This window comes from Sphaerisporangium album (assembly GCF_003323745.1).
Lineage (GTDB): Bacteria > Actinomycetota > Actinomycetes > Streptosporangiales > Streptosporangiaceae > Sphaerisporangium > Sphaerisporangium album.
In genome coordinates this window covers 37,231-55,286 of sequence record NZ_QOIL01000001.1, presented here as the reverse complement: position 1 = coordinate 55,286, position 18,056 = coordinate 37,231, and the positions used below count along the sequence as shown (strand labels likewise).

Below are 18,056 nucleotides of genomic sequence, written 5' to 3'. Positions count from 1 at the left end.
TCGTGACGAGGACGTGGCCGGTTCCTACCCTCGGACCACCACGCGTGTGGTCAGGCCCCCTGGCACACCTCGCTCCGCCCCCCGGAGGCAACCATGGCATCTTCTCTAGGCACCGACGACTACGCCATAACCCGGGTCCCCGCCCGCGCCCGCTACTCGTGGGTGTCCGTCGCCGTCCAGCGGTTCGGGCAGATCTCCGCCCTCAGCCAGTTCCTGCTCGGCGCGACCCTCGGGTTCGGCATGAGCTTCTGGAACGCCTTCTGGGCGATCACCTTCGGCGCGGTGATCCTGGAGCTGGTGGCCATCGCGCTCGGCGTCATCGGCATGCGCGAGGGCCTGACGACCTCCACCCTCGCCCGGTGGTGCGGCTTCGGCCAGGCGGGTTCCGCGCTGATCGGCCTCGCCATCGGGATCAGCCTGGTGGGGTGGTTCGGCATCCAGTCGGCGGTGTCGGCCGAGGGCCTGCACCAGCTGATGCCCGCCCTGCCGGTGTGGGCGTGGTCGCTCCTGTTCGGGCTCGCGGTGACGGCCATCGTGGTCAAGGGCTTCCATTCGATGGCCTGGACCGCGTACCTCACCGTGCCGGCCTTCATCCTGCTGGTCGCCTGGTCGGTCGGCACGGAGATGTCCCGGCACTCCCTGTCGGAGCTGGCCGCCACGGCCCCCGCCGGGCCGTCGCTGACGCTGCTCCAGGGCACGACGCTGGTCGCCGGCGGGTTCATCGTCGGCGCGGTGATCACCCCGGACATGACCCGGTACAACCGGTCGGTCGGCGACGTGGTGAAGCAGACCCTGCTCGGCATCACGCTCGGCGAGTACGTGATCGGCCTGATCGGCGTGCTGCTCGCGCACGCGGTCAAGTCCGCCGACATCATCACGATCGTCACCTCCACCGTCGGCTGGGTCGGGGTCCTGGTCATCATCGTCGGCACCCTGAAGATCAACGACTGGAACCTGTACTCCTCCGGGCTCGGCCTGGTGAACTTCGTGGGCACCGTCTTCGGCCGGCAGGTCAACCGCGCCCTGGTCACCCTGGTCATCGGCGTGGTGGGCAGCGTCCTGGCCGCCGCGGGCATCCTCGGCGGCTTCACCGACTTCCTCATCGTCCTCGGCGTCGCCTTCCCGCCGATCGCCGGGATCATGGTCGCCGAGTACTTCGTGGTCCGGACCTGGCGCCGGGAGCTGGACGCCACCCGGGCGTCGGGCGGGGTGCCGGAGCTGGCGCCGCGCTGGGTGCCGGCGACCTTGGTGATATGGCTCGCCGCCGCACTCGTCGGAAAGTTCGTGACCTGGGGCCTGCCCAGCATCAACTCACTCGTCGTCGCCTTCGTGCTGTACGCCGTCGCGGGCCGCCTCGGCCTGGTCAGGGGCTACGGCGTCGCACGCACCGAGACCGCCGACGGGGCTCCCACCGGCGTGTCCGCGCCGTCCGCCGCCTGAGCCGCGGGCCCTCTGAAAGGAACGGGAATGCGCATCGGAATCGACGTCGGGGGCACCAACACCGACGCCGTGCTCATGGACGGGCAGAGCGTGCTCGCCGCCGTCAAGACCGCGACCACGCGCGACGTGACCAGCGGCATCAACACCGCGCTGGCCGCGCTGCAGACCCAGCGGGCCTTCGACCCGGCCGCGGTGTACGCGGTCATGATCGGCACCACGCACTTCATCAACGCCCTCGTCGAGGCCGACCGGCTGGCGCCGACCGCCGCCGTGCGCCTCGGGCTGCCCGCCACCGCGTCGCTGCCGCCCATGGTCGACTGGCCGGAGCGGCTGGTGGAGGCCATCGCGGGCCGGGCCTACCTGTGCCACGGCGGGCACGAGTTCGACGGGCGCCGCATCTCCGAGCCGCGCGAGGACGAGATCCGCCAGGTGGCCGGGGAGCTGCACCGGCACGGCATCCGCAGCGTGGCCATCTCCAGCGTCTTCTCCCCGGTGAACGCCGAGTTCGAGCAGCGTGCCGCCGACATCCTCACCGGCGAGCTTCCCGGCCTCGCCGTCTCGCTCTCCTCGGAGATCGGCCGGATCGGCCTGCTGGAGCGGGAGAACGCGACCATCATCAACGCCTCGCTGCGCGAACTCGCCACCCGCATCGTGGACGGGCTGGTGGGGTCGCTCGAAGGCGCCGGCATCCACGCGCCGCTCTACCTCAGCCAGAACGACGGCACGCTGATGGACGTCGACTTCGCCCGCCGCTACCCGGTGGCCACCTTCGCCTCCGGCCCGACCAACTCCATGCGCGGCGCGGCGTTCCTGTCCGGGGCGCAGACGTGCGCGGTGGTCGACGTGGGCGGCACGACCAGCGACATCGGCGTCCTGCGGCACGGCTTCCCCCGTGAGGCCACCACGGAGGTCAGCGTGGCGGGCATCCGCACCAACTTCCGGATGCCCGACGTGCTCAGCCTCGGCATCGGCGGCGGCAGCCGCGTCCGGGGCGGGCAGGGGGACGTGACGGTGGGGCCCGACTCCGTCGGGTACCGCCTCGCCGAGGAGGCCCGGGTGTTCGGGGGCTCCACGCTCACCGCCACCGACGTCGCGGTGGCCGCCGGCCGCGCCGCGATCGGCGACCCGGGCCTGGTCCGGGACCTGGACCGGTCGCTGGCCGAGGCGGCACTGCGGCGGATCGCCTCCGACATCGCCGACGCCATCGAGCGCGTCCGCACCTCCCCCGACCCGCTGCCCGTGGTCGTGGTCGGGGGCGGGTCGATCCTGCTTCCGGACGAGTTCGAGTCCGGCCCCGTGCACCGGCCCGAGCACTTCGCCGTCGCCAACGCCATCGGCGCCGCCATCGCGCAGATCGGCGGGGAGGTCGACCGCATCTTCCCCGTCGAGCCCGGCCGGCGGCAGGCCGTGCTGGACGACGCCAAGCAGGAGGCGGTGGACAAGGCGATCGCCGCAGGGGCCAAGCCGGGCAGCGTGCGGGTCGTCGAGGTGGACGAGGTGCCGCTCGCCTACCTGCCGGGGAACGCCACCCGCATCCGCGTCAAGGCGGTCGGGGACCTGCAACTGGAGGGCGGCCGTGGCTGAGCGGCTCATCACCGAACCCGACCTGGACGACCTGGCGGCCGGCGCGGCCGTCCTCGGCACCGGCGGCGGAGGGGACCCGCACATCGGCCGCCTGCTCGCGCGGGCCGCGATCCGCGCGGGAGGCCCGGTCCCGCTGGTCCCGCTCGGCGAGGTCCCGGACGACGCGGTCGCCGTGGTGGTCGCCATGATGGGCGCCCCCACCGTCATGCTGGAGAAGGTGCCGGCCGTCGAGCAGGCGGCCCTCGCCGTCCAGGCCGTCGCCGCCTATCTCGGACGGCGGCCGACGCATCTGATCTGCGCCGAGGCGGGCGGCGTCAACGCGCTGGTACCGGTCGTCGCCGCCGCCGGGCTCGGGCTCCCCGTGGTCGACGCCGACGGGATGGGCCGCGCCTTCCCCGAGCTGCAGATGGTCATGCCGACCCTGTACGGGCTCGGCGCCACCCCGATGTCCATAGCCGACGAGAAGGGCAACCGCGGCATCTTCGACACGGTGGACAACAAGTGGGCCGAACGGCTCGCCCGGTCGGCCACGATCGACATGGGCTGCGCGGCGATGATCGGCCTGTACCCGATGACCGGGACGCAGGCGCGCGAGGCGCTCGTCCCGGGCACCCTCTCGCTGTGCGCGGAGCTCGGCCGCGTCGCGCGCGAGGCGCGGGCCGCGCACCGCGACCCGGTCGCGGCCGTCACGAGCCTGCTGGGCGGCGTGGAGCTGTTCGGCGGCAAGGTCGTCGACGTCGTCCGCCGCACCGAGGGCGGGTTCGCCCGCGGCGAGGCGGTGCTGGAGGGATTCGACGGCCGGCACGGCGAGCTGCTGCTGCGGTTCCAGAACGAGCACCTGGTGGCCGTCCGCGACGGCGAGGTGGTGGCCACCGTCCCTGACCTGATCTGCGTGCTGGACGCCGAGACCGGCGCCGCCGTCACCACCGAGTCCCTGCGCTACGGCCAGCGGGTGCGGGTGCTCGCGGCCCCGTGCGACCCGCGCTGGCACACCGCCGAAGGGCTGGAGCTGGTCGGCCCGCGGTACTTCGGCTACGAGCACGACACCGTCCGCGTCCCCACCGGACCCGCGGGCCACCCCCACGCCGGCCACGTCGAATCGGGAGCCCGCGCGTGAGCCGTACCATCACCCGGCACGACCTGGCCGACCTCGCCCGCGGGGCGGCCCTGCTCGGCACCGGCGGCGGCGGCGACCCGTACGTCGGGCGGCTGCTCGTCGAGCGGGCCATGCTCACCGGGTCCGGGACGATCACGCTGCTCGACCCCGGCGAGCTCGGCGACGACGACCTGGTCATCCCGGTCGCGCAGATGGGCGCGCCGACCGTGATGGTGGAGAAGATCCCCGGCGGCGGCGAGGCCGTGGCCGCCCTGCGGGCGCTGGAGGAGCGCCTCGGGCGGCGGGCGGACGCGACCATGCCCATCGAGTGCGGCGGGATCAACTCGATGATGCCGCTCCTGGTCGCGGCCCGCACCGGGCTGCCGGTCGTGGACGCGGACGGGATGGGCCGCGCGTTCCCGGAGCTCCAGATGGAGACCTTCTCGGTGTACGGGGTGCCGGGTTCGCCGCTCGCGATCGGCGGCGAGAACGGCGAGACCGTCATCATCGACACCGGCGCCGACAACGCGCGTATGGAATGGCTCGCCCGGGGGATCACCATCCGGATGGGCGGCGTCGCGCACATCGCCGAGTACGCGATGAGCGGCGCGGACGTCAAGCGCACGGCCGTCCCGAACACCCTCGGCCTCGGGCTGCGCATCGGCCGCGCGCTGCGCGAGGCGCGCGAGGAGCACCGCGACCCGGTCCAGGCGCTCGCCGCCGCGATGGAAGGCACCCTGTACGACAAGGTGAGGGTGCTGTTCCGCGGCAAGGTCGTGGACGTCGAGCGGCGCACGGTGGCCGGTTTCGCCCGCGGGCACGCCCGGCTCGCCGCCTTCCAGGGGCCCGGCGAGCTGGAGCTGACCTTCCAGAACGAGCACCTGGTCGCGCGGGCGGACGGGCGGGTGCGGTGCGTGGTCCCCGATCTGATCTGCGTGCTCGACGCCGACTCCGGGGAGCCGATCACCACCGAGGGGCTGCGGTACGGGCAGCGGGCCGTCGTCGTCGGCATCAGCACGCCCGCCCTGATGCGCACCCCGGAGGCCCTCGCGGTCTTCGGCCCACGCGCCTTCGGCCTCGACATCGACTTCCGCCCCGTGGAGGACCTCGTGTCGCCCTGAGTCGCGTCCCCCTGAGCACGTGTCCCCCTGAGTCCGTCTCCTTCTGAGCACGTGTCACCCTGAGCAGGTGCCCATCCATCACCTCGGCGAGGCCGACATCGGCCACCTCGCGCGCGGCGCCACGCTGCTCGGCTCCGGCGGCGGCGGGCAGACCGACGCGGCGGCCCGGCTGCTGCTGCGCGTCCTCGGCGGCGGCCGGGTCTCCCTGCTGAGCGGGGACGAGCTCGGCGAGGGCCACGTCGTGCCGGTCGGGATCGTCGGCGCGGTGTCGGTGTTCACCGAGAGGCTGCCCTCCGGCGGCGAGTGGGCGCACGTGCTCGCGGCGGTCGCCGGCCGCACCGGGATCCGGCCGGCCGGGCTGATGTCCATCGAGGCGGGAGGGGTCAACGGCGTCATCGTGTTCGCCGCCGCGGCCGAGCTGGGCCTCCCGGTGGTCGACGCCGACCTCCAGGGCCGTGCGCTGCCGCGGCTCGACCAGATGTCCGCGGCGGCGCTCGGCGAGCCTCTCACCCCACTGGCCATCGGCGACGCCGGCGGCCGGCTCCTGGTGCTGGACGGTCTGTCGGCGCCGGCCGCCGAGCGCGTCGTCCGGGCCGCGCTGAGCGAGTTCGGCGGCTGGGCGGCGATCGCGCTGCGGCCGATTCCGGTGGCGCGGCTGCACAGCCTGGCCATCGTCGGGTCGCTGAGCCGCGCCCTTCGCCTCGGGGCCCGCCACGCCGCGTGGACCCGCACCGCCGACGCGCGCGAGATGGCCGCGTCCCTCGGCGCCCGCGTCCTGGTCACCGGGCGGGTCGTCGAGGTCGTCCGCCACCGGGCCGCGACGGGGTTCGGGCGCGGGTCGGTGATCATCCGGGCGGACCGCGGGGGCACGCTCGTCCGGCTGGAGATGGAGAACGAGTACCTGCTCGCCCTGGTCGACGGCCTGCCCGTCGCCTCCACGCCGGACATCCTGTGCGTCCTCGACCGCGCCGGAGGGCTTCCCGTCTCCTGCGACACCGTGCGCGGCGGCGCCGAGGTCGTCGCACTGCACCTGCCCGGCCCGCCGTTCTGGTGGCGGCCGGAGGTCCTGCACGCCGTCGCGCCGCGCGCCTTCGGCCTGGACACCGACCCCGTCGCCCCGCCCCTGGACCACGGCCGTTCCGAGACGGGACCATGCGACCATTCCCCGGCGCGGCCATGATGACCAGTCCCCGGCGCGGCCATCACGACCATCGCGAGGCGGCCTCACGACCGCCGTCGCAGGGTGAGACCATGACCGTCCCCGCAGGACGCGATCACGGCGACCGGCGCGAGATCGGCGCCATGAGGGTCGCCCACCTGCGAGAACACGGCGTTGCCGCCAAGGTGGGGACATGACCGACGCCGCACCGACCCTGCGCGAGCTGATCGGCCACCCCCTGCTGGCCGCCGCCACGCCGCTCTCCGGGGACGACGACCTCGACCGGCCCGTCACCGGGGTGACGCTGATCGACCCCGCCGAGACCGGCCTCGTCAGGACCGGCGAGATCGCCGTCTGCCCGGCCGTCCCCGCCGGCTACCTCAGCAGCTGGCGGCTGGACGCCGTGATCCGCCGGCTGCGCGACCAGCGGGCCGCCGCGCTGGCGCTTCCGGTGCCGGGGCCGGGCGGCGAGACGGTCCTGGACGGCAGCCGCCGCCTCGCGCGTCACCTCCACCTGCCCATCCTGGGCATCGGCACGGCGCCCCTGCGCTGGGCGGGGGCGGCGGTGGCGCTCGTGCACTCCCCCGCCGTGGACGCGGCCGACCGCCTGCGCCGCGCGCACCGCGCGCTCACGCGTGGCCTGCTGAGCCCGCAGGACGTCGCCCGGGCCCTCGCGGCGATCCTGGAGCGGCCGGTGGCGGTCTTCGGCCCGGACGGCACCCCGATCGGCGCGTCCTTCGAGCCGCCGCCCGGCTTCGACCCGCACGCCATGGTGGCGCAGATCCTCACCGTGGACGGCGGGACGACCGTGGTCGTCCCGGTTCCGGGCGCGACCAGCGGAACCGCCGGCCTGTGGCTGGCCGCGGCCCTCGGACCCGCCCCCGCCACCTGGGCGCGCGGCGCCCGGGACGTGCTCCAGGCGGGGACGCTCGCCGTCCAGCGCTGGCAGGCCACCCGCCGGGTCGTCCTGGAGCGCGACGCCCGCCTGCGCGCCGGCCTGTTCGGCGACCTGCTCGAAGGACGGCTCGGCGGGGGCGACGCGCGGCAGCAGCGCGCGGCCGAGATCGGCTGGCGCCTGGACGGCTGGCACGTGGCGTTCCACCTGGCCGCGCTCGGGCAGGTCGACCTGCTCGGGCACAGCGACGCGGTCGCCGCCGCCATCGCGGCCGAGCGCATCGACGCGATCGTGGTGGAACGCGGCGACGGCTGGTCGGCGTGGACGACCGGCCGGACCGAACCGGACCAGGACGCCAGCCGCGACCTGCTCGCCGCCCTGCAACGGGTGCGGCACCGCCTCGCCGGCCGGTTCGACTGCGCCATCGGCGTGGGACGCGGCTACCTCGACGCGAGCGGGCTCACCCGGAGCCTCGCCGAGGCGTGGGACGCGGCCAGGCTCGCCCGCGGCCGCCCGCAGACCGGCCGCCTGGTGCACATCGACCGGCTGGGGCTGGCGCAGCTCCTGGTCGCCTGGGCGAGCACCGAGACCTTCGCCCCCACCGCGACCCGCCTGCTCGGGCCGCTGGAGTCCCAGCCCGGCGAGCTGACCGCGACGCTGTCGGCCTACCTGGACGCCGGAGGGTCGGCCGCCGACACCGCGGCGATCCTGGGCGTCCACCGCAACACCGTCGCCGCCCGGCTGCGCCGCATCGAGGAGCTGCTCACCGTGGACCTGAACAACCCGGACGACCGCCTCGCCCTCCACCTGGCCTGCCGCGTCACCCAGGACCACCACCCGGGCTCGGCGTGACGGGCGAACGACGGCCCGGCTCCGCGGTCAACCGTCCACGACGGTGGTGCGGGGACGAGCCGGCGGGCTCGTCCCCGCGCCGTTTCACGGGGTCGCTTCTGCGGGCACCGCGGGAACGGTGCGCGCGGGGGGCGCGGCGGAGGCCGGGCGCCGGCCGGGCAGGAAGGCCGCGAAGGCGATGGCGACGAGGGCGGCGCCCGCGCCGATGGCCATGACCACGCGGAAGCCGTTCTGGGACGGGACGGTGACGGAGCCGAGCGTGATGGTCATCTGGGCCAGGACGACGCCGGACACCGCGCTGGAGATCGAGGTGCCGATGGACCGGCTCAGCGTGTTGAGGCTGTTGGCGGCGGCCGTCTCGGACACGGGCACGGCCGCCATGACGAGCGCGGGCATCGCCCCGTACGCGAGGCCGATGCCGGCCCCGATCACGGCGGAGACGAGCACGAGGTGCCAGATGGCTGACATCAGGCCGACGCCCACGCCGTAACCGGCGGCGACCACGAGGGCGCCGAGCATCAGCGTCACCTTGGGCCCCCTGGCCTTGGAGATCCGCGCGGACAGCGGTGCCGCGGCCATCATCACCAGCCCGGAGGGGCCCATCACCAGGCCGACGGCCAGCATGCTCTGTCCCAGCCCGTAACCGGTGGCCTCGGGGAGCTGCAGCAGTTGCGGGAACACCAGGGACATCGCGAACATCGAGAACCCGAACACGGCGGACGCGAGGTTCGTGAACAGCACCTGACGGCGCGCGGTGGTCCGCAGGTCGACCAGCGGCTGCCCGGTGCGCAGCTCGAACCATCCCCACAGCACCAGCGCCACCACCGAGGCGACGGCCAGGCCCCCGGTGAGGGCGCTCGTCCAGCCCCAGTCGGCGCCCTTGGAGATCACCAGCAGGAGGCAGACCAGCCCGGCCGACAGCCCGGCCGCGCCCACCAGGTCGAAGCGTCCTCCGCTGCGGACGGCGGACTCCGGCACCAGCGCCAGCACGAGCACGGCGGCGAGCGCGCCGATACCCGCCGAGGTCCAGAACAGCACGTGCCAGTCGGCGTGCTCGGCCATGAGGGCCGCCGCGGGCAGTCCGAGCGCGCCGCCCACGCCCAGTGAGGCGCTCATCAGCGCGGTCGCCGCGCCGAGCCGTTCGGGCGGCAGTTCGTCGCGCATGATGCTGATGCCCAGCGGGATGACACCGGCCGCCAGCCCCTGGAGAGCGCGTCCGACGACCATGGGCGCCAGCGTGCCGCTGAGGGCGGCGACGACCGAACCGGCCACGAGCAGGACGAGGCTGGTCAGGAGCATCCGCCGCTTGCCGTACATGTCGCCGAGCCGTCCCACCACCGGCGTCGCGACCGCGGCCGCGAGCAGCGTGGCGGTGATCGCCCAGGCCGTGTCGGACGCCGAGGCGTTCAGGAGGTGCGGGAGCTGGGGGATCAGCGGGATGACCAGCGTCTGCATCAGCGAGACGGTGATCCCGGCGAGGGCGAGCACCACCACGACGGTGGTCGCCCTCGGCGGGGAGGATGCCCCGGCGGGTTCGGCAGGGACATGGGGCATGGCGAAGTCCTCCGTCTTGGAAGATGTGGGCGCGCACGACTTGGGTGGATTTTAAATCAGTCGCTTGACTTAAATTAGCAGCCCAAGTTAACTGGCCATCAACTGCGAGATTGCTCAAAGGAGGACGCGGTGGGTCAGGGTGACGGCGGGCCGGCCTTCGGCGCCGGGGCGCACGCGCGCCTCGGGCAGGTACGGTGATGACCATGGCCAGGACCGCCCGGGCCGAGCGGGTCGGCGCGACGCGGGAGTCGATCCTGGCGGCGGCCGAGCGGCTGTTCGCCGAGCACGGGGTGCTCGCCGTGTCCAACCGACAGGTCAGCGAGGCCGCAGGGCAGGGGAACAACGCCGCGGTCGGCTACCACTTCGGCACCAAGGCCGATCTGGTGCGCGCCATCGTCCGCAAACACGCCGAGCGGATCGAGCGGGTGCGCCTGCGGATGCTGGCCGAGATCGGCGACAGCCGGGACGTGCGGGACTGGGTGGCCTGCCTGGTGCGCCCGAGCGCCGAGCATCTGGCCGCCCTGGGCAACCCCACCTGGTACGCCCGCTTCGGCGCCCAGGTGATGACCGACCCCACGCTCCGCGCGATCATGGTGGACGAGTCCCTCACCTCGCCGTCGCTGCTCCAGGTCATCGACGGGCTGCACCGCTGCCTTCCCGACCTGCCGGCCGAGGTGCGCGCCGAGCGCGGGGACATGGCCCGTCTGCTGATGGTGCAGATGTACGCCGAGCGTGAGCGCGCCCTCGCCGAGGGCGCCCCCACACCCCGCGCGAGCTGGCACGACGCCGCGACCGGGCTGGTGGACGCGATCGTCGGGCTGTGGCTGGCGCCGGTCACGCTGGGCCAGAGCACGTGAGCGCCCCATGACGGCCGGGTGAGGCCGCTCCCGGTGACGGCCGCCCTCGCGTCCGCCCGCCGCCCCGTGGCCATCGACATCGAGGAGTGACACCCGCACCGCTCGGCACGAGCCGGCGCCCGCGAGCGGACGCCCGTGATCAGGCGGCTGCCCGCTCATAGGCGATGTCGTACTCGGCGGCGACCCGCGGTTCAGCCGAGCCGGGTCCGGCCTGCCTCCCGTACCGGCCTGAGTCCTCGCAGTCGAGCGGCGGCGATGCCCGGGGGGTCCGTACGGCCATGACGCCGAAACCCGGGCTCCGGCACACCCGCTCCGGAGCGGTCAGCGCGTCTCTGTGGAAGAAGGTCGCCCAAGGAGCCAATCGAGCCCGAACTCCCCCTCGTGGCGCACCCCTTCCACGAAGGCACACCACTCGGCCCGGGTGTACCGCACGACCGTCCCCGGTTCCTCGCCCGCTCCCGCCTCGTCCCGGACCAGGACCCGTTCCCCGTCGAACAAGACGAGAAGACGCTCATCGACACGAACCGGCACGCGCCCCGGAACCATCAGCCGCTCCAGGTCCAGATCTCGGGCCTGGCAGTCACCATTCGTGAGGCGCCACCGGGATGCCGCAGCGGTCGCAGTGGGTGGCGGTGAGCACGCGTAGTGACGTGACCGAGACGCGTGTGCCCGCCCGCGACCAGCGCGGCGACGACGTCGCGTTTACGATCGTTTCCTAGTGAGTTTCGAGACTTTCGGCCACAGCTGACGAGTGATGTAGTCCCATGTCAACGGCCATGGCTACGCCCTTCGTCCCGACGTGTGCAGGCGACGGGAGTGCTCGGATATGCCACTCCGCATCGCCGGATCGGCCGAATGTTTCCGAAACTGTTGACGACATATGTTCGAAACACCTAGCGTGGCAGCGATCGAGTTCATGGCCTGAGCGAAGGCCGCCGGCGAGGGCGAAGTGCCTGGTCCGGCGGGTGCGGCGACGGCGGTCGGGGACGGATGGGTCGCATGAGAGCCGCGCTGCTGGAACGCATCGGTACACCCCTTGTCATCAGCGGCCTGGAGCTCGACGAGCCACACGCGGAAGAGGTCCTCGTCCGGGTCGAGGCGGCCGGCGTCTGCCACAGCGACCAGCACTATCTCGCCGGGGACCTGCGGTGCCCGCTGCCGGTCGTCCCCGGGCACGAGGGCGCCGGTGTGGTGGAGGCCGTCGGGCCGGGCGTCACCCGGTTCTCGCCGGGCGACCGCGTCGGCCTGATGTGGCGGCCCCGATGCGGGCAGTGCCGCTACTGCCTCGTCGGACGGCCCGCGCTGTGCGAGGCGGCCGGCATCCAGGCGAGCTCGGGCGGCCTTCTCGACGGGACCACGCGCCTGCGTTCCGACGGGGAACGGGTCCATCACCTGCTCGGCGTCTCCTGCTTCGCCGAATACTGCGTCGTCTCCGAGCGCGCCCTGGTGCCCGTACCGGCGGAGGTGCCGCCCGAGATCGCCGCGATCGCGGGATGCGCCGTCGTCACCGGCGTCGGCGCCGTGCTGAACGTCGTGGGCAGGTGCGCGGGCGACGGCATCGTGATCTTCGGTGCGGGCGGCGTCGGGCTGTCGGGCGTCCTCGGAGCGGTCCTCGAAGGCGCGAATCCGATCGTCGTCGTCGACGTCGTGCCCGAGCGCCTGGCGATGGCGGCGAAACTGGGCGCCACGCACACCGTCGACGCGTCCGAGGAGGACGTCGCCCAGGCCCTGCGGGCGATCCGCCCCGGCGGCATGGAGTGGGCGATCGAGGCGATCGGCCGCCCCGCCACGCTCGAGACGGCGATCGACGTGCTGCGCCCGGGCGGAACGCTCGTGGCGGTCGGCCTGGGCGCGGTCGGCACGACGTTCGACGTGCCCCTCAACGTGCTCGTGCAGCGAGAGAAGCGGGTGGTCGGCAGCCTGTACGGCTCGGCCAACCCGCTCATCGACCTGCCCCGGCTGTTCGACCTCTATCTCGCCGGACGCCTGCCGCTGGACGCGCTCATCGGCCGGCGGTATCCGCTGGACCACATCAACGAGGCCTTCGCCGACCTGACCAACGGTTCGGTCGGGCGGGGCATCGTCCTGCCCTGGGAGTCGCAGTGACCGTCACACGAGACGAGCTCCGCTACGCCGTCTATCCGAGCCTGCGCGACCGGGTCGCCTTCGTCAGCGGCGGCTCGACCGGCCTGGGCTCGGAGTTCGTCTCCGCGCTGGCCGCGCAGGGTGTCCGGGTCGGCTTCGCCGACATCGACGCCGCGGGCGCGGAGCGGCTGCTCGACCGGCTCAGCCGTACGGACTGCCCGAAGCCGCTGTTCGTCGAGACCGACGTCCGCGACGTCGCACGGTTGCGTGCGGCGATCACGGAGGTGGGGAACGCGCTCGGGCCCATCTCGATCCTCGTGAACAACGCCGCCAACGACGAGCGCCACGACACGCGGGCGGTGGACGAGGCCTACTGGGACAACGCGATCGCGGTGAACCTGAAGCACCACTTCTTCGCGATCCAGGCGGTGGCGCCCGGCATGCGCGCGCTCGGCGGAGGTTCGATCATCAACCTGGGCTCGATCAGCGCGCACGCCGACTTCGTCGGGATGCCTGCCTATGTGACGGCCAAAGCCGGCATCGAGGGCCTCACCCGTACGCTGGCCCGCGAGCTCGGCCCGGACCGTATCCGCGTCAACTGCCTCATACCGGGCTGGGTCTTCACCGAGCGGCAGCTCGCGCAGCTCGTCACACCCGAGACGCTGGCGAAACTCGGCCAGGTCCAGTCGCTGAAGGACAACATCATGCCGGCCGACGTCGCGCGGATGGTGTTGTGGCTGGCGGCCGACGACAGCGCCATGTGCACCGGCCAGAAGTGGATCGTCGACGGGGGATGGATGTGAACGACATGACAGGGCCCACACGGCGCAGCGCGCACTGGTTCGCCGCGGAGGGGCGTTCCGGCATGCTGTACCGGTCCTGGATGCGCAACCAGGGGTTCGGGCCGGAGGTCTTCGACGGCCGTCCCGTCATCGGCATCGCGAGCACCTGGTCGGAGCTCGCGCCGTGCAACTCGCATCTGGACCGGGTGGCGGACGCGGTCAAGCGCGGCGTCTGGCAGGCCGGCGGTTTCCCGCTGGTGTTCCCCGTCCTGGCCACCGGCGAGACGCTGATGCGCCCGACGGCGATGTTGTACCGCAACCTGCTCGCCATGACGGCCGAGGAGCTCATCCGGGCCAACCCGCTGGACGGCGTGGTCCTGCTGTCCGGTTGCGACAAGACGACGCCGGGGCTGCTCATGGGCGCGGCCAGCGTCGACCTCCCGGCCGTGATGGTGACCGGCGGGCCGATGCTCAACGGCAAGTTCCAGGGCCGCGACGTCGGTTCGGGCACCCACGTGTGGAAGTTCGAGGCCGAGATCAAGGCCGGACGGATGACCGCGGAGGAGGGCTACGCCGCCGAGGGCTGCATGGCGCGTTCGAACGGGCACTGCATGACGATGGGCACCGCCTCGACGATGGCCTGCATGGCCGAGGCGCTCGGCATGCAGCTTCCCGGCTCGGCGACGTGGCCCGCCGTCGACATGCGCCGTATGGAGGTCGCGCAGGAGGCCGGGCGGCGGATCGTGGACATGGTCGAGCAGGACCTGCGCCCGAGCACGATCCTCACCCGCGAGGCGTTCGAGAACGCGATCAGGACCAACGCCGCCATCGGCGGGTCCACCAACGCGATCATCCACCTGACCGCGCTGGCGGGACGACTCGGCGTCGACCTGTCCCTCGACGACTTCGACGCCCTCGTGCGGGACGTGCCGACCATCGTCGACCTCATGCCGTCAGGCCGGTTCCTGATGGAGGACTTCTGCTACGCGGGCGGCCTGCCGGTCGTCATGCGCCTGCTCGACGAGGCGGGCCTGCTCCACTCGGATGCCGTCACCGTCACCGGCCGCGCCGTCGGGCAGAACGTCGCGGGCGCGGAATGCTGGAACACCGAGGTGATCCGCCCGCTGGCCGATCCGCTGCTGCCGTCCGGCACCGGCACCGCGATCCTGCGCGGCAATCTCTGCCCGAACGGCGCGGTGATCAAGCAGTCGGCCGCGTCGCCGTCCCTGATGCACCACGAGGGCAGGGCGCTGGTGTTCGACTCGCCCGAGGCCTACCACGCGGTGTGCGACGACGAGGAGCTCGACGTCACGCCGGACGACGTGCTGGTCATCCGGGGGGCCGGGCCGAAGGGGTACCCGGGTATGCCCGAGGTGGCCAACGTGCCACTGCCCGCGAAGCTGCTGCGCGAGGGCGTCAGTGACATGGTGCGCATCAGCGACGGGCGGATGAGCGGCACCGGGTTCGGCACGGTCGTGCTGCACGTCTCGCCCGAGGCGGCCGTCGGCGGCCCGCTGGCTCTGGTGCGAACCGGCGACCGCATCGAGCTCGACGTGCCGGCCAGGCGGTTGACGTTGCACGTGGACGACGAGGAGCTCGACCGGCGGCGCGCCGAGTGGAGCCCGCCCGCCGTGGACGAGGCAGGCGGATACCGGTGGCTGTACCGCGAGCACGTCCTGCAGGCCGAGGACGGTGCGGACTTCGGGTTCCTGCGGGGCGCCCGCGGAGGCGCGGTCCCGCGCGACTCGCACTGACGCCCGTGCGCGAAGAGCGAACACCAAGGAGTGACCGTGAACATCGTCAGATACCGCGTGCGAGATTCCGCGAAGCCGCGGGTGGGACTACATGACGAGGACGGCGTCGCCGAGTTCGCGGGTGTGCGGTCACTCGCCGAGCTCTGGGCGTCGCCGCTCGCGGGCCTGCGGGAGCGGCTGACCGGCGGCGCGCTCGGAGACCGGGTGCCCCTCGCGGAGGTCGATCTCCTCGCGCCGGTCGACGGCACGACCGAGGTGTGGGCGGCGGGCGTCACCTACGAGACTTCGCGTGAGGCGAGAGTCGAGGAGAGCGAGCGCGCCGCGACCGTCTACGAGCTGGTCTACGACGCCGAGCGGCCGGAGCTGTTCTTCAAGTCGGTCCCGTGGCGGGTCGTCGGCCCGGACGGAAGCCTGGGCGTCCGCGCCGACTCGGTGGTGGACGTGCCGGAGCCCGAGCTGGCGCTGGTGGTGAACCGCTTCGGGGAGATCGTCGGCTACACGGTGTGCAACGACATGTCCTCACGCAGCATCGAAGGGGAGAACCCCCTCTACCTGCCCCAGGCCAAGATCTATTTCGGCGCCTGCGGCCTCGGCCCCTGGATCAGGCCGGTCTGGGAGATCGAAGATCCGTACGACCTCACGATCGAGATGACGATCCGCAGGGACGGCGAGCGGGAGTGGAGCGGCCGGACGAGCACCGCGCGGCTGCACCGGCGCCTCGACGAGCTGGTGTCGTACCTGATGCGCGGCGACGTCCACCCGGACGGGGTCGTCCTGTCGACCGGCACGTGCCTCGTTCCGCCGGCACCGTTCACGCTCGCGGACGGCGACACGGTCGAGATCGGCATCGAGGGCGTCGGGGTGTTGCGCAACACGGTCGTGCGGCGGGGCACGCGTGACGAGAAGCCGTTCGAAGGGGCCCGGTCATGATCGAGGACATCCGCGGTTTCGCCAGCGTCGATCCGAGGACGGGTCGTGAGGTCGAGCGGATCGGCGCCGAGACGTCGCCCGCCGATCTGGACGACCTCTGCGCGCGAGCGGCCGTGGCCGCGCGGGAGCTCGCCGCGCTGGGGCGCGCGGGACGCGCCCGGCTGCTCCGATCGATGGCGCGCTCGCTGGCGGAACGCCGGGCCGGCCTGGTCGCCGTGGCCGACCGTGAGACCGCCCTGGGAGAGCAGCGGCTGAACGGCGAGCTGACCAGGACGTGCTACCAGCTCGACCTGTTCGCCGACGTGGCGCAGGACGGCGCCTATCTGGAGGCGACCATCGACCACGCGGGGGAAACCCCGATGGGACCACGCCCGGACCTGCGCCGGATGCTGGTCCCGCTCGGACCTGTCGCGGTGTTCGGGGCGAGCAACTTCCCGTTCGCCTTCTCCGTGCCCGGCGGCGACACGGCCTCGGCCCTGAGCGCGGGCTGCCCGGTGATCGCCAAGGTGCACGGGGCGCACCCGGCGACGTCGGTGCTCAGCCACGACGCGCTCGCCGCGGGCGCCAGGGCGGCCGGTGTCACCCCGGATGTGGTCACCCTGGTCTGGGGGCGAGAGGCGGGCGTCGGCCTGGTCGGGCATCCGGCCGTCCAGGCCGTCGGGTTCACCGGCTCCCTCGGCGCCGGGCGCGCGTTGTTCGACGTCGCGTCGTCCCGGCCGTCGCCGATCCCCTTCTACGGCGAGCTGGGCGCGCTCAACACGCTCGTCGTGTGCCCCGAGGCCGCCGCGTCGCGCGGCGAAAAGATCGCCGCGGGGCTCGCGGCCTCCTTCACGCTCGGTGTCGGGCAGTTCTGCACGAAGCCGGGCATGGCACTGCTCCCCGCCGGCGTGCACGGCGAGGCGATCCGCCGCTCGCTGGCGGAGCACGTCGACGCCATGTCCGCCGGCTTCATGCTCAGCGAGCGGACGGCCGACGCCTACCGCCGCGGCGCGGACACCCTGCGCGGCATGGACGGCGTCCGGATGCTCGCCGGCGGGAAGGAGACCGGCGGGGGCGGCGGCTGGACCGGCGCGCCGATGTTGCTGCACGCGGACGCCGGCGCCGTGACGGGCGCGCTGATCGAGGAGTGCTTCGGGCCGGTCCTGGTGACCGTCGAGTACACCTCCGAGGAGCATCTCCTCCGGCTCCTCGAGACCTTCGGCCCGGCTCTCACCGGGACGGTCCACGCGGACGCGGCGGACGGCGGCCTGTCGGCCCGGCTTCTCGCGCAGCTGTCCGGCACGGTCGGCCGTGTGGTGTGGAACGGATTCCCGACCGGTGTGGCGGTGGCCTGGGGCATGCACCACGGCGGGCCGTACCCCGCGACCACCAGCGCGCTGCACACCAGCGTCGGCACCACGGCGATCCGCCGCTGGCTGCGCCCGATCAGCCTGCAGAACGTCCCGCAGGAACTGCTGCCGGACGAACTTCGCGACGCCCCGGCCGCCTCCACCGGGCTCGTCCGCCGAGTCGACGGCGTCCTCACTTCGGTCCGCGAGCCGGCCCGGATGGCAACGGACTCGACGAAAGGGACATCGCCGCGATGACGACACCATCCGAGGCGTCCACGCCGCTCCGCTGGGCGATCATCGGCACCGGCGGCATCGCGGGCATGTTCGCCGACGACCTGCGGCTGTCGGGCCATGGCGAGCTGGTGGCCGTCGGCTCCCGCTCCGCGCGGCGGGCCGAGGCGTTCGCCGCCAAGACCGGCGCCGCCCGCTTCCACGGCGACCACGACGAGCTGCTCGCGGCCGGCGACATCGACGCCGTCTACGTGGCGGTGCCGCACAGCGCGCATCGGGACGTCGCCGTCGCCGCCATCGAGGCGGGCAAGGCCGTACTGGTGGAGAAGCCGTTCACCGTCAACCGCGCACAGGCCGAGGAGCTGGTGAAGCTGGCCCGCTCGAA

The 18,056-nt window shown here is 73.3% G+C and carries 13 protein-coding genes and 1 pseudogene; 13 read left to right on the top strand and 1 reads right to left on the bottom strand.

Features of this window, described 5'->3' with window-relative positions; all coding sequences use genetic code 11:
• Window positions 1–93: 93 nt before the first annotated feature.
• From DQ384_RS00215 to DQ384_RS00190, 6 genes are all read left to right on the top strand, one after another.
• Entirely contained in the window at window positions 94–1,440 is a 1,347-nt protein-coding gene (locus tag DQ384_RS00215; RefSeq protein WP_114026588.1) for a purine-cytosine permease family protein, read from the top strand.
• Window positions 1,441–1,467: 27 nt separating this feature from the next.
• Window positions 1,468–3,024, top strand: a complete 1,557-nt coding sequence (locus tag DQ384_RS00210; RefSeq protein WP_114026587.1) for a hydantoinase/oxoprolinase N-terminal domain-containing protein — start codon at window positions 1,468–1,470, stop codon at window positions 3,022–3,024.
• A complete protein-coding gene (locus tag DQ384_RS00205) occupies window positions 3,017–4,141 on the top strand; it encodes an S-methyl thiohydantoin desulfurase family protein (protein ID WP_114026586.1) in 1,125 nt (374 codons plus the stop codon). Before DQ384_RS00210 ends, DQ384_RS00205 begins: the two co-directional genes overlap by 8 nt.
• Window positions 4,138–5,241, top strand: a complete 1,104-nt coding sequence (locus DQ384_RS00200) for an S-methyl thiohydantoin desulfurase family protein (RefSeq protein WP_114026585.1) — start codon at window positions 4,138–4,140, stop codon at window positions 5,239–5,241. The genes DQ384_RS00205 and DQ384_RS00200 overlap by 4 nt, the downstream gene beginning before the upstream one ends.
• Before the next feature lie 67 nt (window positions 5,242–5,308).
• Window positions 5,309–6,421 (top strand): DUF917 domain-containing protein, encoded by a 1,113-nt coding sequence (locus tag DQ384_RS00195; RefSeq protein ID WP_220182706.1) that lies wholly within the window; start codon window positions 5,309–5,311, stop codon window positions 6,419–6,421.
• A gap of 172 nt (window positions 6,422–6,593) precedes the next feature.
• Entirely contained in the window at window positions 6,594–8,147 is a 1,554-nt protein-coding gene (locus DQ384_RS00190) for a helix-turn-helix domain-containing protein (protein ID WP_114026584.1), read from the top strand.
• Window positions 8,148–8,231: 84 nt separating this feature from the next.
• Here DQ384_RS00190 and DQ384_RS00185 read toward each other — a convergent pair whose 3' ends face one another.
• Window positions 8,232–9,701: an MFS transporter gene (locus DQ384_RS00185; RefSeq protein ID WP_114026583.1), complete on the bottom strand. Its 1,470-nt coding sequence runs from the start codon at window positions 9,699–9,701 to the stop codon at window positions 8,232–8,234.
• A gap of 203 nt (window positions 9,702–9,904) precedes the next feature.
• Between DQ384_RS00185 and DQ384_RS00180 the strand changes: the two genes are divergently transcribed.
• The 7 genes and pseudogenes from DQ384_RS00180 to DQ384_RS44055 form a co-directional block, all read left to right on the top strand.
• Window positions 9,905–10,558 (top strand): TetR/AcrR family transcriptional regulator, encoded by a 654-nt coding sequence (locus tag DQ384_RS00180; protein ID WP_114026582.1) that lies wholly within the window; start codon window positions 9,905–9,907, stop codon window positions 10,556–10,558.
• Window positions 10,559–11,557: 999 nt separating this feature from the next.
• Entirely contained in the window at window positions 11,558–12,664 is a 1,107-nt protein-coding gene (locus DQ384_RS00170) for an alcohol dehydrogenase catalytic domain-containing protein (RefSeq protein WP_181870942.1), read from the top strand.
• The gene (locus DQ384_RS00165; protein ID WP_114026580.1) at window positions 12,661–13,446 is read left to right on the top strand and encodes an SDR family NAD(P)-dependent oxidoreductase; all 786 of its coding nucleotides are present in this window, start codon (window positions 12,661–12,663) and stop codon (window positions 13,444–13,446) included. Before DQ384_RS00170 ends, DQ384_RS00165 begins: the two co-directional genes overlap by 4 nt.
• A 5-nt stretch (window positions 13,447–13,451) precedes the next feature.
• Window positions 13,452–15,179, top strand: a complete 1,728-nt coding sequence (locus DQ384_RS00160) for an IlvD/Edd family dehydratase (protein WP_114027004.1) — start codon at window positions 13,452–13,454, stop codon at window positions 15,177–15,179.
• Window positions 15,180–15,215: 36 nt separating this feature from the next.
• Window positions 15,216–16,109, top strand: a complete 894-nt coding sequence (locus DQ384_RS00155) for a fumarylacetoacetate hydrolase family protein (protein WP_114026579.1) — start codon at window positions 15,216–15,218, stop codon at window positions 16,107–16,109.
• The gene (locus DQ384_RS00150; RefSeq protein WP_114026578.1) at window positions 16,106–17,695 is read left to right on the top strand and encodes an aldehyde dehydrogenase (NADP(+)); all 1,590 of its coding nucleotides are present in this window, start codon (window positions 16,106–16,108) and stop codon (window positions 17,693–17,695) included. The genes DQ384_RS00155 and DQ384_RS00150 overlap by 4 nt, the downstream gene beginning before the upstream one ends.
• Window positions 17,692–18,054 (top strand): annotated as a pseudogene (locus DQ384_RS44055) (Gfo/Idh/MocA family protein); the annotation flags it as partial. The gene DQ384_RS00150 and the pseudogene DQ384_RS44055, both read left to right, overlap by 4 nt.
• Window positions 18,055–18,056 lie beyond the last annotated feature (2 nt).